Here is a 19492-nt window from a genome sequence, read left to right as displayed (position 1 = left end):
ATTATTGTTTATTGATTTATTTGCATTAATAAATAATCCATCGCTTTCACAGAAGCAGATGTAGTGTATTCCTTTTCTGTCTTAATGTCTGAGGCGTAGGTGCTTAGTTCAATGGTTTGCTCTTCATCCGAGAAGTTGACTACGTAGATGTATTGTTTTCCGGAAGTATCTTCTAATTCAGATATTTCGACTAACGGGTGCTTACATCGGGCTAAAGGTACTATTGAAGAGGAGTAAACCGCTTCTGTTATTAATTTATCAACGATGCTCTGTTCTGGTACAGTAGCTACATAGTATACTTTTCCTTTTCCATATTCATTGCATGTGATGGCTGGCATCTCCTTAAAGTAATTCCCACTGAATGAAGCAAGTTTTGAAGCTGTTTTCAGGCGAATCTGATCGAACCAGAACTGACAACATCCGGTTTGTTGTTCATAAGTCAGTATATTACTTTTTCGACCGAATAGTGCCTCTTGTCCTTCGACTTCAATGCCCGCCAGTTGTTGCAAATCGGTGGTGACTAAAGCATCTGCTTTATGTAGTTGCGCATTGCGTATGCCACTGACACAAGTCAGGATAACTGTGGAACCTTTTTGGGTTGCGGCTTCCAGCCGTTTACAGAAGTCGGGGGAGGCCATAGCCAGATAGGGAACTACAATTAAATCATAATTTGTCAAGTTGGCTTGTGAGGAAATAACGTCTGTCATAACTGACTGGGAACGTAAGGCATGATAATACTTATAAACCTCGCGCAGGTATTTCAAGTCGGGGCAAAATGTATAACCGTTCTCAAAAGCCCAGTCTACCTGGAAGTCACGGATTACGGCGGCTTTGGCTACGGGTAACATTTCACCGGTTTGGATATAAATCTCCTGCAATTCTTGGGCTGTCTGTTGTAATTCACGAAATTTACTTCGCTTGACGTTATCCGATTCTATGACTCCTGCCATCAAATGTTCATGTCCGGATTCGAAAGAACGGAACGGGAAAAATACAGATAGACGGCATCCGTAAGCTAATTGCTGATGATTCCATAAACGCGGATATCCTTCCTTTACAATCTCCTTTTGTGTCAATGCCGTGCGTCCTATCTGTGCTTCGGGCACCCATATGGGGCGTGACTTGCCGCCGCGTATGATTTGCATGGCGAAAGATGTCATGGCGGGATCAAAGGGATGTCCTGTATCATTCCCATAGAGATGTTCCAATGTCACATTCACCGGATAATTGTCGAATGACAGGACATCACTGGTGTCAGATAGTTTATACAGATCCATTGTGGTTACAAAACCGCTTCCTCCGATGTTGGTGGTGACTTTCATATTAGGAGCCACCGCTTTGATAGCTTCCCGTTGCATACGGAAAAAGTCCAAAGCTATATCCGAATAAAATTGCTGATAATCCAGATAGGCACTTGGATTGTCCATTTTGCGGGGTAACCATGCCTGTTTAAAATTGTTTAATGTCTCACTCCAGAAAATGGTTCCCCATGCCCGGTTTAAGTTGCCTATTGTGTGGTATTTCTGTTTCAACCAAGTCTGAAATTTCTTCAGGCATTCCGGACAGTAACAGTATGGTTCTTCGGTTGCCAACTCGTTGTCTATCTGAAATCCGATAATGGATTTATTGTTTTTGTAGCGCTCGGCCAGCTTGTGTGCGATACGTAAACTGTATTGGCGGTAATCCTCGTTGTTGAGACAGGCGTGGCGCCGACGTCCGTAAGGTTTTCTTTTTCCATCCGCTCCCATAATCATTATTTCAGAATGTGCGTCGTGCATCCATTTAGGGATGGCGGCAGTGGGAGTACATAGCAATGATTGTATTCCATACTGTGATAGTATCTGTACGGCATGGTCCAACCATTCGAATGTGAATTTTCCATCTTCGGGCTCCATACTGTGCCAGGCAAAATCACCCATCCGTGCAACGTTGAAACAGGCTTCTTTCATGAGGCATGCATCTTTTTCCACTTGTTTGCTATCCACGTGTTCCGGATAATATGCAGAGCCTATATAGACTTGTCCACGGACTGATATAAAACAACCTAAGAAGACCAGACTACTGATTAGCAATTTCTTCATACCCTCGTGTCCTATAAATGAATGATAACAGGGTGATTGATGCGTTGTGCCTCATGGGCAATCAGAGCGGTGAATGCTTCCCGCTCACGGAATTGCTCATCTCTCAGCTCCCAGGCTGCATAGATCCGGAAGTTGTATTCTCCGTTTGCATCGGGCTTCATTTTTACACACCAGGTTTTTATAATATCTGCATTTTCTTCCGGTGTGTGGAAGGTTTCTACTAAATTAGTGGCAGGCACCAACAATCCCATGCCGAAATAAAAACTGCCATTCACGGTCTGTTTGTCGTGGGTCAGTATGGCATGTTGTTTCCCTTCATATTCTTCTTTCGTAAAAGGCTGGGTATTCAGATTATTGACGATGCCGCTCACTAGAAAGTAATCCTGTGGCAAGGGAGAAGTCCGTATTTTCTTTTCATATCCGTATCTCCCGGCCCAGATGCTTACTTCTTCGCAAAGGTTTATTTTGCTGTCCTTTATTTGCCAACCGTCATAGCTCAAACGGATAATAGAACGGACGGGGCCTTCGGTCACCAACTCATAAAAAGTAGAGTCAATGACGTCTTCCGTAAGTGAAGCGGGGACGCCCATACGTACCAGACTATCCGGAATCTGCATGGCGAGTCCTCCAAGTCCGAACGAGTTGGCGGCACTCAGAATGTCGCAGCCCCATTCGCGTACTACCTGGTAGGTATTTGCCGGATGTCCTTCTGCATTGATGCCAACGGTGTCTAAGACCATTTCAGGGATTCTCTTACCGAAAACATCGCAGCAGTTACGACCATCAAAGTATTGCCGGAACCCCATCTTGTCATTTTCCCAAACGGGGCCGTCCATTTGATAAGGATACATTTCACTTCCACGTGGAAGGTTGTATTTGTCATGTACATCTTTGGATAGTTCTTCTATAACCCCAGGAGAAGTCATTTTTCCATAACGGATATTGGTGCGTGGAGTAAAAACCGGGTATTCTTCCGGTTTAAGCCACTGTATATTCAGTTTCGTTTTTTCTGAAGGTGCCAAGGTGTACACGAATGCCAGTTCGTCCCATTTTCCGTCTCCATCCAGGTCGTCCAGTTGACAGGGAATGTATTTTCCCTGTTCGTTGGTTATGGCAGGCTGAAGAAGATTGTCTGTCGGATTGAGCTGTGTACGTGTAAGTATCAGAGCTTCGTCCTCACGGTTCACATTCAGCGTGTTTTCTATAGTAAACTCCTTCAAGGGCTGGGGAGAGGTGCAACCAGTGAGAACAGCCAATCCTCCTGACAGAATGAAACAACTTACGGTGAAATAATATTTTATATTCATGACTCTTTTTATTTGTTACGTATTACTTTCCAATCATCATTAATTCCCATGTATATTTCCAGGTTGACAGGAGTTGCAACCCGATCTCGCCATTTGATATTTACTGTATAGCCCTTTTCTCCCTGATTCTTGATTTTTACGTCTTTGGACAGTTTTATAGCATCCATGTTTGCAGAGTGGGGAATTAAAACGGATAGCCAGCGTATCGCTTTTCCTGCTTCCAGCGCACATTTGCTATAGATGGCATAATCATCATTCTTCCAATGTTTGGGTTGATATTGAATACCGTTTTCGTATCCGGCTGGTGCATCAAAAGCTATGAATAAGTTTTTGTTTCCTTCGCCATACTTATCGGTGAATGCACGTGCATGTGCTGGATAGTGTAACAGGGAAGCATCAAACCAATCGGCGGTCGGCCCATCCGAATTACCGCAATGGGGAGCGGAGGGAACATGCCATACCGGGCCGGCAACCAGTTTGTCAGCTGCTTTTCCAGGTCGAAATTCGTCCAATACAATCAGGAAACCTTCTTTTGTCAGAATACTGCTTCTTTTCCAGGATGAATCGTGTGTCCATATTTCCTTGTAAGATACAGAACCATAACTGTCTTCCGCCTTATTTTCGGCTTTGGCATCGGTCAGAATACCACCTTGTTGGCGATCCAGGCGCAAATTATGCTTCATGTCATTATCATTGAAAGCAATTAAAATAGGTACCCTTGTCCATCCTTTTATCGGGGTTACGTATTTATAGGATAATCCGATGCGACTGTAATCGTCGTTTACATTGATTTGCTCGTTCATTTGGATACGGAGAACGGTACGCCCATATTTGGTGCGGATGCGTAGCACCTGTTTTCCGGTTTCGGAATCAGTCACAATTGCATAGTCTTCTTTGGCTAATTCCGTTTCCGGAAATTGTTGTGTCTTGTCGGGAGCTATAAAGCCGAATGATATCTTATCCGTCAGTTTATCGAAAGGAACCATAACTTTTTCTCCTTTATCTCCGGCAATGAACAGATTGCTGATATAAATATCTACAGGAACATCAGAAGGGCATACATTACGCTTCTCATACCCACCGAACCAAGTTCTTCCAGGAAACACTTTGCCTACCGATTCTTCTCCTTCGACAGGAAGCAATGCGAACTCCAGTCTGATTTCACGAAGGTTTATCAGGTCATTATTGCCTGCCACTGCTTCCGGATTTCCCCACATATATCCATACGGGGCTTTCTGGTCAGTCAGTGCATAATGTACATCAGTCGATTTTTGGGAATTAATGGTGTATCGCTCTGAAGGCATATACCCCCTGGTGACACGCATATTGGCGGAAGAGTTATACCATCGTCCGGAATAAACTCCCGTAGTCTGGCGGAAAGGATACTGTGCATCCGGTTCGGAAACCAGCAGGGTATTGTTCCATGCCGGCCATTCGTAGCGCCCTCTGTCTGCGATAATCATGGTTCCGTCCACTTCGTAGTGTATCAGATCCCCACGGGTATCCGAAATACCTCCATGATAGAGGACGTTGCAATCGTCCTGAATCCAGAATTGTGCAAAGGGTGCACCAACCTTGCGCGAGGGGGCTAATATCAGGCGGTCTTTACTCTGATAGGTGGCAGGAAAGAGGCATTGTACGGATGCCTGCATTTCCGGCACTTTCGTTTCCATGCCGACATACTGGGGATATGCTTTTTTAAAAGCCTCTTCCGAGAGTCTCCCGCTTTTCATGTTGCCTGCCAGATATGTCTTTTTCAGTGCCCATAAGATGGTCGGGTCAGGGCATACCTCCATAATAGCGGCAAAAGCTTTTACGTATGATTCCTGATCGTAAGGTTCTCCATCACCGGTGGAACATACCAGCCCGGAAGAACTGACATGGTTTCTGAACTTGTAATACACTTGTTTCAGTTTGTCTCCTTTTAATTCTTTCTGTTTTCCGAGTTTTATTCCTAAAGCTATCAGGCGCGGAATATTGTGGGCTACATAGGCAGGCTCATAACTGTCTCCCGGCTCATACCAGTCGTTCCATACAGCTTCGGCATAAGCTTTCCATAATTTGGCATCTTTGTGTTTCGGAAATAATCTGGCTGCTGCCAATGCTCCCATTGCATAGTTGGCTGCCCGGTTGTTGGGTCCGCGCTCTTCACAAAAACTAATTCGGTTTACAAGTGATTCTGATAGGCGATTGAGTTCGGTATCCATCATATTTCTTTCTTTGAGTATGCGTAGGGAGTCAAAGAATTTTTCGCGGGCAAAGAAGGATATCTCCAGTGTGCGGGGTTGTCCTTTATTGCTATCAAAAGCGTCCAGAATACCCAGAAGAATTGTTTTTCCCTGAAGCATTTCTTTTTTATCACCTGAATTTACCAGATCGTAAGCGGCGTAAATATCTTTATCATTGCTGTGATAGAATGTTACGTGGTCTTTAATCTGCATGTGCTGAAGAATTCTTTGCTTTACTTCACTACGTGTCATACGGTCAAGTGTTTTTTCTTGTGCACACAATGGAAGTGCACACAAGAAAAATACTGTTAGCAAAGAATATTGAGTAATTGATAATATGTTTTTCATGTTTTGTAAGGTTATTTTCTTGCATTACAAAGAACGTGATTTTATTTGGCAAGTAAGGCATATGCACACCACAAAACGGGTGCCTGTCCGTGAAGATCTCCTGTCAGGGCCTTGCGGTTTCGGTAGTGTTCACTGTTATCTCCCAGCATAGTACCTTCACACACGGCTTCTACATCTCCCTTCTCGTTAACGTAGTGAGTCAGGGCTATCCAAGCATTCCGGGCAACCGGTCCGTATTCTTCTGCGGGTAACCAACCTTTTTTGACTCCGGTAATCATGGCGTATGCGAACATGGCAGAACCGGAAGTTTCTTCCCACATAGAAATGTCATCTACAACCTGTTTCCACATGCCATTCTCATCCTGTGTATCTTTTAGTTTTTCCATCATTTTCAGATATCCTTTCATGATCTCTGCCCGGTCCGGATTGTTTTCCGGGAGCATCCGAAGCAATTCGGACATGCCTGCTGCCATCCAACCATTGCCGCGCCCCCAGCAGAATGGAGCTGTCGGGGCATGATAGAACAAGCCTGAAGGTTGCTGGATGGAGTCCAGATAAAGCACCATTTCGCGGGCCGCCCTGTTTATGTATTTGCAATCGTTCGTTACCCGGTAGGCCTGTGCTTGTATGGTGGTTATCATATACATATCGTCCAGCCAGAAACGAGTTTGCCAGGAATATCCTTTATCAGCCCATGCTTTTTGTTCAGGCTGGCAGATGTTGGCATCGGCGAAATCACCATACATATTACTTTTACGTACTTCCCCTTCTTGCAGCTTCCACCCTTCCGGCAATTCCCATTGGGAGTCGGCATACATCATGCCTAAAGCCTTATAACGTTCTTCGCCGGTTTGAAGATAAAGTTCCAGTGGGAGGGCACCGAAAACATTATTGTCTACATGGTTCGGTTTGGGCTGTAGGTAGGCTTCGGAGCTAAATAGAGGCTCGAAACGGGCTTTTAGACGTTCGGTAAGTTCTTTGTTGTCTGTCTCCTGGGCAAACCAAAGTCCTCCTAACCAAGTACACACGTCAGGATAAGTGATTTGTGTCCTCGGTTCATTAACGCGTAGCGGGCTACCATATTGGGAATGTCCCTGTTCCAAAAACCGGTTGGTAATTTTGTTTCCAATTTTGATAGGATCGGCTTCCTGGGGGAGATTGTCAAAATACCCGCATTCTTTGGGGGTACAAGATGCCAAGGCCCATGCTGTCAATACTGCTGTGAATAATTTACTTCTCATATTTTCTTGTATTTTTTTATATTGTTAGTTCGGATAATATTTCTCAGGTGTCATAGCTGAGGAAACGTAAGGTTCCATCCAGAATGCAGAGGTACGTTTGTATTTCAGTTCTGTAGCCGGATACCAATTGGCCCAGGATGCCGGATGAGTGTCGGCAATCGGAGCTTTTACGCTTTCACCGTATCCATTGACGGCTGTAACGGTATATTCGTAAACAGTGAATGAATCACCGGCAAGATTTGGATTGTCCAGTTTGCCGGGTAATTTGCAGGCTTTGATCACTCCGGGGACTTTTGTATCGGTATATTGGTTAGCCTTACCTTCAAATATGAGTGTGAAGTCTTTTTCTCCGGCTTTTCTCCGGTAAATACGATATTTTTTTGTACCTAAGACATTTCCCCATGACAGGGTTACTTTTCCACTATCCAGATTCAGGTGTAAACCTTCCGGGTAGTGTGGTGCCTGGTCTGTGGTGTAGACTGGATACTCCTGGGCAAAGTCGGCAGTATGCTTTTTGTTGACAGATATTGCCCGTATATGTATCTTTCCGACCGGTTGCGGTGCTAACTTATATGTTGATTGGGCTGTAATGCCTGCTTCTTCCCAGGTTTGGGCATTATCCCGGGATATTTCTATTTTTACCTTCCGGGCTGATGTCGGTATATCCAGATAGACAAGTGTGCCGTTTGGGGAATATTCGGTATCAATAATCCGGGTAGGCATAGGGGTTGCTTCGCGTGCGTATTCTATAGAATGTTCTCCCTCGGGTAAAAGGATGTTGGCAGTTCCTTGCTGTGCGATGCCATCAATGTATAATTTACCATCGGATACTCCCTTTAATGTCAGGCTGGCTTTTCCATCACTTTTGTAGCATCCTTTACAAGTATTGATGCCGGTACGGGTCATAGCGATAGCCGTACCGGTCTTCGATAATTCGATAGAGAGACCATCGGCGGAAAGAACTGTACCTTTCATCAAGGCAAGTTGAAGAGTACCGTCATTCATTCTGCGGATGATTCCAGCTTCGCCGGTGAATGATTCCTTGTCTGTCTGATAGTTTATCTCTGTTCCGTTGCGGAAAATAATATCCGTACTATGTGGAGCTTTGATATGCAATATATCGGTCCTTGCACCTTTTTCTGCGGGCACGAATTCATAAATACTCGTATTGTTCAGTAAAGAGGGATTGACCATTTTGCCATACAGGACGTCAATCGCGCCTTTTTTATGTGAAACCAAAGTTAATAATGAGCCGTCCGCATCGCGATAGAAACCTTTGGAGTTGTTTGTTTCTCCCTTAGTCCAATGATCCGGGCGTGCTTTTTTACCGAAGAAAACGATTTGTGGGAATTCATCTTGTTTCTGAACAAACCAGGAGAAACGGGCGGCTGCTCTCCAATTGGTTCCGGTCTGGTCGTAGAGCAAAAAATAATCTGTACCTATCAGCATTATACTACGTGACAAGTATTCCGGCCAGGAAAAACTGTCTTCTCCCTGGGCTGAACGAAGTTCGGCTAATTGGGCAATTCCTAAATCATAAAGTGGAGCTACAAGTTCGTTCATTCCGATATTGCAGAATGCTCCGTTTTTCATGACTCCGAAATTGGTGATGCCGTCCAGATTGTTTTGTACATGGTCGCCTACCACTTCATTTTCATGTCCTGTATAGATTTTACCTTTTGCATAAAAGTAGAGTCCGCCGGAGTTTCCTTGTCCTTGGTGCCCCCAACGGTAGTTGGGACCTTTATCCACTTGATTTAAGTGGATGGATAGTTCTTCGTCCGTATCCACTCCTGCACGCAGGACAATACCATGCCCTGTGTATTTGGTACTTTTCAGATGTGGGTTAGTTCCCTTGTTTATGGTTGGGTATTGTTTTTTGTGGACGCTACTCCAGTTGGTATGAGTTTCTTTTGTTTCCACACCGGGACCCATCGGGCCGGTCCAATATAAATTTTCTGCAAGCAACGGGTCATAATACTGCATCCAGTCCGCTAACTGATAAACTGAACAATATCGCGGAACGATTCTTCCTCCTCCATGAGCGCCGTGTGGCGGATAACATCTTTCCAGGCTTTTTCCATTTTTGTCTTCGTATAGAACCGGAGCGGTCATCATGTCCAGCATCCAATGTCCCCGTTGTACCATATATTTTCCGGCAAAACGATTTTTACTGTCTGATTTTTGCAGGGCGATATGGGTGGCGGAAGTCGGTCTTAAAAAGGCCCAGTTATAGATACCCATGCTTTCCACCCAGCGACCGCCGTTGGATTCAAAGGCCTTCACGTCAGGACGGGTATAAAAGAGACCGTATATTTCAAGTGTTTTTTCAAAAAAATCGGCCCATTCTTTAGCCATGGGGTGTTCGGGATAGAGAAAAGCCATTTGGCCCGGTACCGCCCAACCGTCTGCTGCCATGTTAGCGGTTCCGGCCAATGACGTGCGGATGGTATTCATTGCTTCTAAAGTGTTGACATAAGCAGATATTAGCAACAGACCGTCTACTGTCTTTCTCTGCTCTTCTGTCAGTTGCTTGTAAAGTGCCAGATAATCTTCCACCCAGCTACCAAAAAGCGGACGGTGGGATATGGAGTGAATGCCTGGAAATCCGTTTAACCCGGTCATATAGTAGGCCATTGGAGAAGTTGTTATCTGCTGATAGAATTTTTCAGCAGTCGGTGATCCTGCTTTCCCAGTAAAGGGAGTATCCGGATGCTTGGCATTTACCGGATACTCCAGAATCCAATCTTTCACCCTATTTAAATTTAATAGCGCATATTGGCGGTGCAACAGCATTGCATAGCGGAACCCCATCTCGTTGGAATGGTCTGCACCACCTTTCATGGCTATTTTGTCAATACATTTATTGAATTTGTCAACCAGCCCCTGCTTCTCTTCGATAGTATAGAGGGTTATGGCTGTAGACCGGCTGCCACTATGAAGGGGGTATTTGAAGTGTAATTTCTGATTGTCATAGCGGAAATATACGGATAAATCGGGAGTCGGTTGCCAGATTCCATATTGTTGGTCGTCCCAACGGTTATGGTCATATACAAACACTCCTAATTCTCTGGCTGCATTCTGAGTTTCCCAAAACGAAATTGCAGGTATTTGTTCGCGGGTGGAATTTCCTCCGAAAGGTAAGAGACGGTATAACATTTGTTCGGCAGGCTTTTCTATCCAGCCCATCCCTGTCCAGTGCGGGTCCTCCTGGCTCCAGTTGGTATATATTGGTTTATCAATAGGTAAACCTCCATCTACTGATACTTCCTTTTGTCTGTCCCAGTTACCGTAACGGCGGGTAGGGTGGAAGTTACTCCATTCCATATCAACGAATATCTCGTCTTGCTTTGAGATATTTTCCATTTGTTCATCCAGAATGACAAAAGGATAACCTTGTATGATTTTTATTTTGGCATAATAAGAAGAATTATTGTCCAATAGGTAGAGTATTCCACATTCTACAAATAAGTCTCCGGATTCTAAAACGGAGGTTTTTACTTCTTTGACGTTATGGTGTCCGGCGTGGAGTTTATTATCACCTATTTTTTGCTGATTATTGAGTATGGAAATAATGGGGGCGGGGATAATCTTGTTCTGATAAATACCTCCGGCAGGTATTTCTACTCCAAAACTTCCGTCGCTGATTTGCCAGGCTGTTACTCCTTTCCGGAGGGTAACAGGTGAACTTAGTCGGGGAGCATTCCCCTTGCGTACATATAGTGTATAGTTAAATTCTCCTCCGCTTGGCAGTTCTGCGAAGAAATTTATAACAGCGGATTTTAGTTTTCCATTGTCAATGACTTTGTCTGATAACTGGAACGGGATGGATTTACCTTGTTTATTATCAAAAAGGTCTAATTCAGATTCAGATTGTATGGTTCCGGAAAAACAAACCGGATAGCTAAGGAGTGTACGCGGCCAATCATATATAGATAAGTTGATGCAATCTCTTCGAGAGATTTGCATCGGGTTCTCTTGGGACACAACTGGCTGTTGTGCATAGTTCGCTTTTGCGGAAAACAGTATCAGCAATAATGCAATAATGTGGTTTCTCATGGTCATAAACTTGCCTGATTTTTTTGCAAACTTAGGCGAAAAGCCTTTGACAGGCTATGAAAATAGTGTCAAAGGCTTGTATTTTAGACCTACAATCGGTTATTTGCCAATATTCTTGATGTATTCTGTAGGGGTTTGATTAAATACGGATTTAAAAACTTTACTGAAGTAAGCCGGATCGGAGAAGCCTACTTCATAAGCGACTTCTGCAATAGTCATTCCACCGGCCTGTAATTTTTCTACGGCCATTTTCATCCGGATATTTAGTATTAGTTTATTGGGTGACAAGTCAGAGATTGCTTTAATTTTCCGGAAAAACTGTGTACGGCTCATTCCCAGTTTATTATATAGTACTTCCATTGATAAATCCGGGTCTTGGGCATTTTCTGTAATTAATTCTACCAGTTTTTTCATGAATGGATCTTCCACTGTGATTTCTCTTACCGGTACTTCTGTCGTGCCCAGTTTTTGACAGAATATGTTTCTTAATTTCTCTCTGTTTTTGATGAGGCTTTCTATCTTAGCCAATAGTATCTGTGCATTAAATGGCTTTAATATATAATCATCGGCCAGTGCCTGATATCCGTCTTTTATATGTTCTTCCAGACTTTTGGCTGTTAGTAGAACCACCGGAATATGTGCTAAAGTCATATCATTTTTTACGGTGCGGCAGAGTTCCAGTCCATCCATTACAGGCATCATGATATCGCTGACTATCAAATCGGGCATCTGCTCTTTTGCAATTTCTATGGCTTTCTTACCGTCGGGGGCTTCCTGTACACTATAGAGTTTTGATAATTTAGAGACAATGTATTGGCGCATGTCTTCATCATCTTCCACTACCAGGATTCTTAAACGATTGTCGGATTCTTCGGGCATTTCCTGATGATATTCCGGATCGACAGATAGCACACTGTTTTTTTCTACTTTCAGTGTGTGGGTGATGGCTTGGTCAGTGTATATTACATTGGAACTATTATAGTGGTCTTTTCCTAGTGGTAGGCGTATAAAGAAAGTGGTTCCCTGTCCGGGGGTACTTTCCAGCCAGATTTTACCAGAATGCAATTTAACTACATACCGTACAAGGTTTAGCCCGATACCGCTACCAAACATTTCATTTTTGTTTCCGTTTCCTATTTGGAAGAAAGGGTCAAAAACTTTCGATTGGTTTTCAGGGGAGATGCCTTCTCCACAATCTTTTACTGAGAATATGACACAATATTCTTCGACGTTGGATGTCAATTGGATCTTTCCTCCTTTAGGAGAGTGCTTGATGGCATTCGAAAGTAGATTGAACATAACTTTACTCATTAAGTCTACATCCACCCACAAATCGTTTCCGTAGTAATTGTTAGAATATGAAATGGTCAGTTCATGCTTGTTCAGTAACTCAGAGAAACTGTCAATCTGTTCGGAGATGAATATCGCTACATTCAGATTGCTGAGTTTCAATTGCATGGCTCCATGTTCTAACTTACGGAAATCCATAAGCTGATTTACCAGCAACAACAGACGATTCGCATTTTTTTGTATCTGTTTCATTGGGTATTTGAGACTGGAAGGGAGTTGCTCATCATTGATGATATCATCTACCGGTCCGGTTATCAATGTAAGCGGGGTGCGTAATTCGTGAGAGAAATTGGTGAATAATTCAATTCTCATCTGGTAGTTTTTCTCGATATTCTCTTTTTCTATCTGCTCAATCTTTTGTTTATACTTGGCTGTTTTCTTTTCGTAGAAGTAACGGGCTAATACCATTAAAAAGATAATGATAAATAAGATATATATGGTTTTAGCCCACCAGGTAGCCCAGAATGCGGGATGAACTGAAATTATAATTGTTGTTTCCACCGTACTCCAGATTCCTTCGTTATTGCATGCCTTGATACTGAAAACATATTTGCCGGCTGGCAGGTTGGAGTAGATTACTTCATTATTTTCGATATAATGCCACTCTTTGTCCATTCCTTTTAATTGATAGGCATATTTGTAACCTTTGGGAGAGATAAAGTCAAGTGCTGAATATTTGATCCGGATTGATGAATTATCATAAGGGAGATCTATTTTATTGTCATTATTAAAGTTGTTGATTTCAATATGTCCGGGTGCATTTTTTGAATTTAATGACTCCACCAATGATATTTGTACCAATGGGGCTGTCACCTGTTTATGTGAAAGGCGCGCTGGGTCTAACTCCGCCAGCCCGTTGTTTCCACCTATATAGATGTGTCCGTTACTGGCTTGTACTAACGATTTGTGTGAAACTTCATTCAATGGAAAACCGTTTCCACGAGTGAAATTGACTATGGTTCCATCAGGCTTGATTTGTGATAGACCATTGATGGCGGATACCCATATATCTTTACTTGTACGTTCCTCTAATATTGCACAGATAGAGTTATGTACCAGTCCATTATCCTTGTTATAGTGGTGTATCTTTTGTTTTTCAAGATTACATTTGTATAATCCGTTGTCGTATGTACCGATCCATATATTTCCTGCATTGTCTTCGTAGAGTACACTTATGTTTTTATCATTTAGTTCTTCAAATGCGGTACGTTCGCCTTTGAAATAATGCTCCGGGTTTTCCGGTTGATATTTGAATACCCATAAACCATTTGTGCGGACCCCTACTATCATGTCGTCTCCGTGGCGTAAAATATCTTGCGTCAACATATATCGGGTGGCGGCGTTATAATTGGTCGAAAGATTCCGGTCTAACTTTTGTGTTTTTTCATCCCAATACGATAAATCATCTTCTGCAATCCACAGATGATTTTCTGCGTCCCTTGCCATTGCACGGATTTGCTCTTCACCGGTCATAGGAGTAATGACTTTGGCGATAGATCTGGTTTTCAGGTTCAGTGAATAAACTCCCATATTTAAAAAATAGAGGTACAGCTCATCTTTGGAATTCTGATAGACATAATATAAATCCGTATCATGTTTTGGAGAATTATTTCCGGAAATATTTACTTCTTCTATTTGGTTGGAGTGAGTCAAATTCATTGATATCAGCCCTTTACTATGTCCAATCCATAATTTCCCCTGAGATTCGGCCAGTGAACCTACTACCTGGATTCCCGTAGCTGGTTTCGTTGAGGCTGTCAGTGGATGATGGGTGAAAGTAAACAATTGGGGATGGTAATAGATGGCTCCCTGGCTGAATGTCCCCATCCATAATGCCCCCTGCTTATCTTTATAAACTGTCATCATGCGGTTGTTTATAGATAAGTGCTGGTTAATTTCGGTATAGAAGACGGAACGCGCTATGTCATAAGCTACCAATCCCCGATCGGTTGCAAGAAGTAATGTAGAATCATTATATTCAGTGATATCATGGATATAGTTACTCTCTATCGGTACATCCGGATGAACCGTATATGAGACCGGTCTTATCTCTTCCTCTTTTGGAAAATATCGGTAAAAGTTTTTTAATTCTTCTCCCAGCCAGATACGTCCTTTACTGTCCGTGAAGCCTTTCATCAGAGAAAAACGTTTTTCATTTTTATGTAGAATCTTATAGCGCTCGGTTCTTACATCATAGAGTGCCAATCCTTGATTAACAATATCCAGTAACAAGGCGTATGGGTCTGCTACGGCCATCATGTGGATATAGGTTTCACGCAGGTCTTTTACATATGAACAGGTGCCGTCATTTTTAAACACATACAATCCTTGTTTGGTGGCTACCCAGATGTTCTTTTTAGGATCTTCATGGAGACCGACGACAACGGATGAAGGGAACTCTTTCCCTGCGTATCGTTCCTGTAAATCAATAAATTTCTCCTGCATAGGATCGAAAAGTACAATTCCGCTAAAGGTGCCGATCCAGAAAAGACCGTCTGATAATTGGGTGATACTCACGATATCATTGGGCTGTTTGACTTCCCGGCTTGGTAAATGATAGTAGTTTTTTATCTCATAGCCATCCAAACGGTTCAGTCCGTTTTTGGTTCCAATCCAAATATATCCTTTAGCGTCTTGACAGATAGCTTTTACGGTACTGTTGGACAGTCCGTCCTTTACGGAATAACTGTTGAGTGTAACGTTTTGAGCCGATGCGGCAATAAACCCTGATAAGAGTATAAACAATAAGAATAGGCGCTTTGCAATATTCTGCATCATCTTCGGAAACATAAAATTCAACTTATAAATTTGGCCTCTAAAGATAATGCAAAATAGGCAAATCATGATAATATAATCACTTTTTATATTGTTATTTACGGAATACATTCCAGTTTCCTTTCGTATCAATTTGAACTGTGATTTTTTTATTGTTGTTTTTAATTTCAATGGTGCTGCATTCATTCCGGGTTCTTACCGATAGTGAATTAGCAATGTCTGTAGCTTTCTTTTTTATATGGTAAGGCATTACAATGGTAACAAATGTCAGCGGTTCGAACGGAGTGACATATTGCTTGGAGAAAACGGTTGTAGGCTGTATGGTATATTCCTGTTTCTGAAAACCATAACTACGTTTGGGGTGTTTCTCGAAATAAACCAGTAGTTGCCTTTCTTCTATATCTTTTCCCAAAGAGTCTTTCCATGGCTGTCCGGCATTTGAAGCATCTCTATATATCTTTTTTCCTCCGTGGGTACTGAACCAATTTTCACCATGTTCATCCATCTGATACAGTTGCCAGATACTTCCTGCGATGTAACCGTCGGTTCCTTCACCTGGGATTAGATGATCTTGTACTATGAGAACACCCTCAGCAGTCAGCACCATGCGGCGTTGCAAAGTCGAACCATCAACACAATGATTATCCAGGATGATTGCACCGTATGAGTCTTTGTCTTTATTTTCAGCTTTTGCCGTCCGTACAATATTGGGGTTGAATAATACGCCGACTTCTTCGTGTACATAGTCTTCTACCGGTTTCCTTACTTTGTTGTATGCTCTTATCTTGAAACTTATAGAAGATTTATCTCTGCCGTCGGGAGCCATGTGTTTCCAGTCACAGCCAATATATCGGTAATCGTCCAAATTAAAATCTGCTGCAACTTTCAGGTTGAAGAAATGAATTCCATTATCTTTCAACGTAATGCGTATCATTTTTCCTCCTTTTTCATTATCTACAAGCTCCACATCATCTCCCCATGCATCCAGTGTATTACAATCATGCAGTATCTTTTCACCTGCCTTGCCATGCAGACGGACATTGTCGATACAGATGACTTCGCCTGGCTGGCCGTTTTGAAAACGAAAAGTGATGCTTTGGAATCCTCGCATTTGAGGATTGTGTTCCGATATATGTGTGGACGAGCTGAAATCAATCCAATCCGTAAACCAGCGGTTAGTCATCCAACGGTTAGAGTCTTCGCCGAATGGAAAACCATTTATCTCTTCTTTCATAAGGAGAACTGTGTTGCCGTGACGCATATCTGTGGCATGACGTTGTACTCCATGAAAGTGCGGACAACAATTGGTTTCGAAATAGTTGATGGTTCCGCGCAGGTTGGGGTGTTTGTGTGAGCCTTCTGCATAGAGGTCGCTCATCACGAAAGGAGTACCCGGAGTGTGCGAAGCGGCTAGTAACAATTGGTCCGCTATGCTATTTTGCCCTTTTCGGTTGGTACGTGTAGTGACCATAGCTCCCCAGTCCGGAGTGGATGTTGTCGGTGTGAATGGTGGTAATAGAGCGATTTCGGCGATTGATGCCCATTCGCAGGCATCACGTAAGAACCAACCGCGTTTCGTATATTTTTCGGGTAAGTTAGGAAGTCCTGTTTTATATAGTTTCCGAGCAGCTTCGTGATAGGTTGCATTACCGGTCAGACGCGCCATCTTTTCAAAGACAACAATCCATTCAAAATAGGCGAAGAAGAAGTCATCTCCATACTCCGGCATGTAGCCGCTGGGAGCCTGTTGGTGCAGGTAACGTGAAAACCATTTCTCAATTTCAGGAGTTTGCAGCAATTTGGTACGTCCGCTTTCTTGTGCAATGGTGATGATGTCATTCAGATGTATGGCTGAATATAAGGTTGCTGTTTCATCCACATCTTTATTATTATACCAGAAATTCCACATTGTATCCGTATATGCTTTCCATAGTTTAGCATTGGGAGCATCCGGAAAGAGATTATACATTCTGGTGAAACCTAAGGCGCGTTCCTGACCTTGATTATGATCAGTAATGAAGTTAGGTTCGAAGTGCAGGTCAGCGAAACGAATGACGGTTTTTCTGGTTTCATTACCCTTCAGACGTCCTTCTTTTTTTAGCAGTTTGTAGGTAGCGGCTACATTGCGGGTGGAAAAGAAGTCATCCCGTCCTCGCATCAATTGTTCGTCTTTTTCCCAAGCGGTGATAGCGGATCGGAAAATTTCTTCGGCCATGTCAAGGAAGCGTTTTTGTCCGGTCGCTTCATAGAATGTACCTGCGGCGGTCATCAGGTGGGTGGTCCAACGAACATTACGGTTTTGAATTTCTTTTTGGATACGTTCTTTACTATATGAATGGGTTTGATTATCAAATGCTTCGACGGCAATAGACAAAGGATCTTTATCCATCTTAAAAAACGGCTTACCGTATGCGGAAATAATTCCCCAAAAACAAAAAAGGATATGGACGGACAGTTTCTTTACCATGATGAATCTCTTTTTTTACTGGATTTATTATAAGATTGGGCAAACCGGATTTTCCGGCTTGCCCAACACTATATATACACTCTTATTTCATTGCCGGATTTTAATATCCGTCATTTTGCCACATTATGTTTTCGTCTCCATAGGCGTTGATTTCTGATTGTGGAATCGGAGCCAGAAGGTTACGCTTTTCCATGGTGTACATCGGAGTCTGAGTGGCTGTGTTAAACCCTTCATTTTTGAGAGAGAAGTGCTTTTCCATAGCCTCTTCTGCAAGTCCCCAACGAATCAGGTCAGGCCAACGAACTCCCTCGTAACAGAATTCGATAAAACGTTCGTGAACAATATAATCGAAAGTAGCCTGCTTGCTGTTCAGTTTGGTTGCATCAACAGCTTCCAGTCCGGCTCTTTTACGCACTTCGTTGATAATGGACAGAATAGTAGTGATATTGGCTGAATAATTAATTTCATTCAGTACCTCGGCGTACATTAATTTAACATCGGTATAACGGAGGATAGAAATGTTATTTCCCCATTCATCATAAGCTCCGGGTTTGGTCTGTGTAGCTTTCAGGAACTTACGCGCCGTATATGTGTCCTCATGCTGATAGTCTTTATCGTAATAAAGATTGTTAACCATGGTAGCAGCTCTACGGATGTCTCCATCTTCATAAATGCCTTCTCCCCAGATTGATTCGGATACTTGTGCTGTACCTGAAGGTCCCTTGAATGTTACGTTGTGAAGAAAAGGAGCGTCCTTTTCAAGATTTATGCTGGATGCGAGCAACATACTATTGAAAGTCTGACTGATGCCTAACGCCTTGCCGGTAGAACCGCCGACATATTGCACTTCCCATACACGTTCTGAAGTATTGTCGAAACTGTCATCGAAACAATCTTCATAATTGGCGGCCATCTTATACAAAGAAGGTTCTTTTTCCACTATCAACTTCAACCATTCGGCGGCTTGGGTATAGTTATGCATATACAGGTAGGTACGTCCCAGCATACCGGCCATTGCATATTTAGTAATACGTCCCACTTCTGTTCCGCTTCTTTTTTCAGGAAGCATTTCGTAGGCCAGTTCAAAATCCTTGATGGCTTGCTGGTAAGTCTCTTCTTGTGAAGAACGTTTTACTTTCCGTAGCTCTGCCAATGAAAGATCAGTGGTTATCAGCGGAGAACCTCCCCAACACCAGGCAAACTGTAGATAAGCTAATCCGCGCATGGCGTAAGCTTCTCCTTTAATATGGGATTTCTGGCTCTCATCAGAGAAAATCACCCGGTCAATATTATCCAGCACTTTATTGCTGCGAGCTACCAATACCCAAAGAGATTTCCATGCGGTTTCCCAAGTTTTTTCCGTAGAGGTGTCTGTAAAGCGGGTGATGTTATTATTCATATTCTTAATAGCATCTTCTCTTAATACGATTGCTTCCAGATAATTACGGTTATAGATAGTTTGTAGCTGTGAATAGACTCCGGCGATGGAAGCCTCACAATCAGCAGGGGTCTTATATAAACTCTGGTCTGTATATATGGACGGTTGGTTGACGTCCAGATAGCTGTCGCAGGAGGAGAGTGCCCACATGCAGCAAACAGCTGCTATTTTTGTTATAATTTTCATGATCGTTACTGA

The 19492-nt window shown here is 42.9% G+C and carries 8 protein-coding genes; all 8 read right to left on the bottom strand.

The genetic code is table 11. The features are described 5' to 3' along the window. Nucleotides 1-8 precede the first annotated feature (8 nt). Complete coding sequence (locus tag BUC01_RS18460; protein ID WP_073314472.1) at nucleotides 9-2081, bottom strand: beta-galactosidase; 2073 nt, start codon at nucleotides 2079-2081, stop codon at nucleotides 9-11. An 11-nt stretch (nucleotides 2082-2092) separates the two neighbouring features. After that, a complete protein-coding gene (locus tag BUC01_RS18455) occupies nucleotides 2093-3388 on the bottom strand; it encodes a DUF4861 domain-containing protein (RefSeq protein WP_025831750.1) in 1296 nt (431 codons plus the stop codon). An 8-nt stretch (nucleotides 3389-3396) separates the two neighbouring features. Then, on the bottom strand, nucleotides 3397-5868 hold the full coding sequence (locus BUC01_RS18450) for a hypothetical protein (protein ID WP_073314470.1): 2472 nt from the start codon (nucleotides 5866-5868) through the stop codon (nucleotides 3397-3399). 137 nt (nucleotides 5869-6005) lie between these two features. Next, nucleotides 6006-7205, bottom strand: coding sequence for a glycoside hydrolase family 88/105 protein (locus BUC01_RS18445; RefSeq protein WP_025831756.1), 1200 nt, complete (start codon nucleotides 7203-7205; stop codon nucleotides 6006-6008). A gap of 24 nt (nucleotides 7206-7229) precedes the next feature. After that, on the bottom strand, nucleotides 7230-11264 hold the full coding sequence (locus BUC01_RS18440; RefSeq protein WP_025831758.1) for a fibronectin type III domain-containing protein: 4035 nt from the start codon (nucleotides 11262-11264) through the stop codon (nucleotides 7230-7232). Between the two features lie 99 nt (nucleotides 11265-11363). Then, entirely contained in the window at nucleotides 11364-15392 is a 4029-nt protein-coding gene (locus BUC01_RS18435) for a two-component regulator propeller domain-containing protein (RefSeq protein ID WP_244895764.1), read from the bottom strand. Between the two features lie 91 nt (nucleotides 15393-15483). Continuing rightward, nucleotides 15484-17856, bottom strand: coding sequence for a hypothetical protein (locus BUC01_RS18430; protein ID WP_073314467.1), 2373 nt, complete (start codon nucleotides 17854-17856; stop codon nucleotides 15484-15486). 100 nt (nucleotides 17857-17956) lie between these two features. Beyond that, on the bottom strand, nucleotides 17957-19480 hold the full coding sequence (locus tag BUC01_RS18425; RefSeq protein WP_025831760.1) for a RagB/SusD family nutrient uptake outer membrane protein: 1524 nt from the start codon (nucleotides 19478-19480) through the stop codon (nucleotides 17957-17959). Nucleotides 19481-19492: the final 12 nt, after the last annotated feature.

This window comes from Bacteroides stercorirosoris (assembly GCF_900142015.1).
Taxonomy (GTDB): Bacteria; Bacteroidota; Bacteroidia; order Bacteroidales; family Bacteroidaceae; genus Bacteroides; species Bacteroides stercorirosoris.
Note: the sequence above shows the minus strand (reverse complement) of the source record. Positions and strands in the feature narration are given on the sequence as shown.

Excerpts from the sequence above, each read along its gene's own strand:
- BUC01_RS18460 (WP_073314472.1), bottom strand. The coding sequence starts at position 2,081 with ATGAAGAAATTGCTAATCAGTAGTCTGGTCTTCTTAGGTTGTTTTATA.
- BUC01_RS18455 (WP_025831750.1), bottom strand. The coding sequence starts at position 3,388 with ATGAATATAAAATATTATTTCACCGTAAGTTGTTTCATTCTGTCAGGA.
- BUC01_RS18450 (WP_073314470.1), bottom strand. The coding sequence starts at position 5,868 with ATGACACGTAGTGAAGTAAAGCAAAGAATTCTTCAGCACATGCAGATT.
- BUC01_RS18445 (WP_025831756.1), bottom strand. The coding sequence starts at position 7,205 with ATGAGAAGTAAATTATTCACAGCAGTATTGACAGCATGGGCCTTGGCA.
- BUC01_RS18440 (WP_025831758.1), bottom strand. The coding sequence starts at position 11,264 with ATGAGAAACCACATTATTGCATTATTGCTGATACTGTTTTCCGCAAAA.
- BUC01_RS18435 (WP_244895764.1), bottom strand. The coding sequence starts at position 15,392 with ATGATGCAGAATATTGCAAAGCGCCTATTCTTATTGTTTATACTCTTA.
- BUC01_RS18430 (WP_073314467.1), bottom strand. The coding sequence starts at position 17,856 with ATGGTAAAGAAACTGTCCGTCCATATCCTTTTTTGTTTTTGGGGAATT.
- BUC01_RS18425 (WP_025831760.1), bottom strand. The coding sequence starts at position 19,480 with ATGAAAATTATAACAAAAATAGCAGCTGTTTGCTGCATGTGGGCACTC.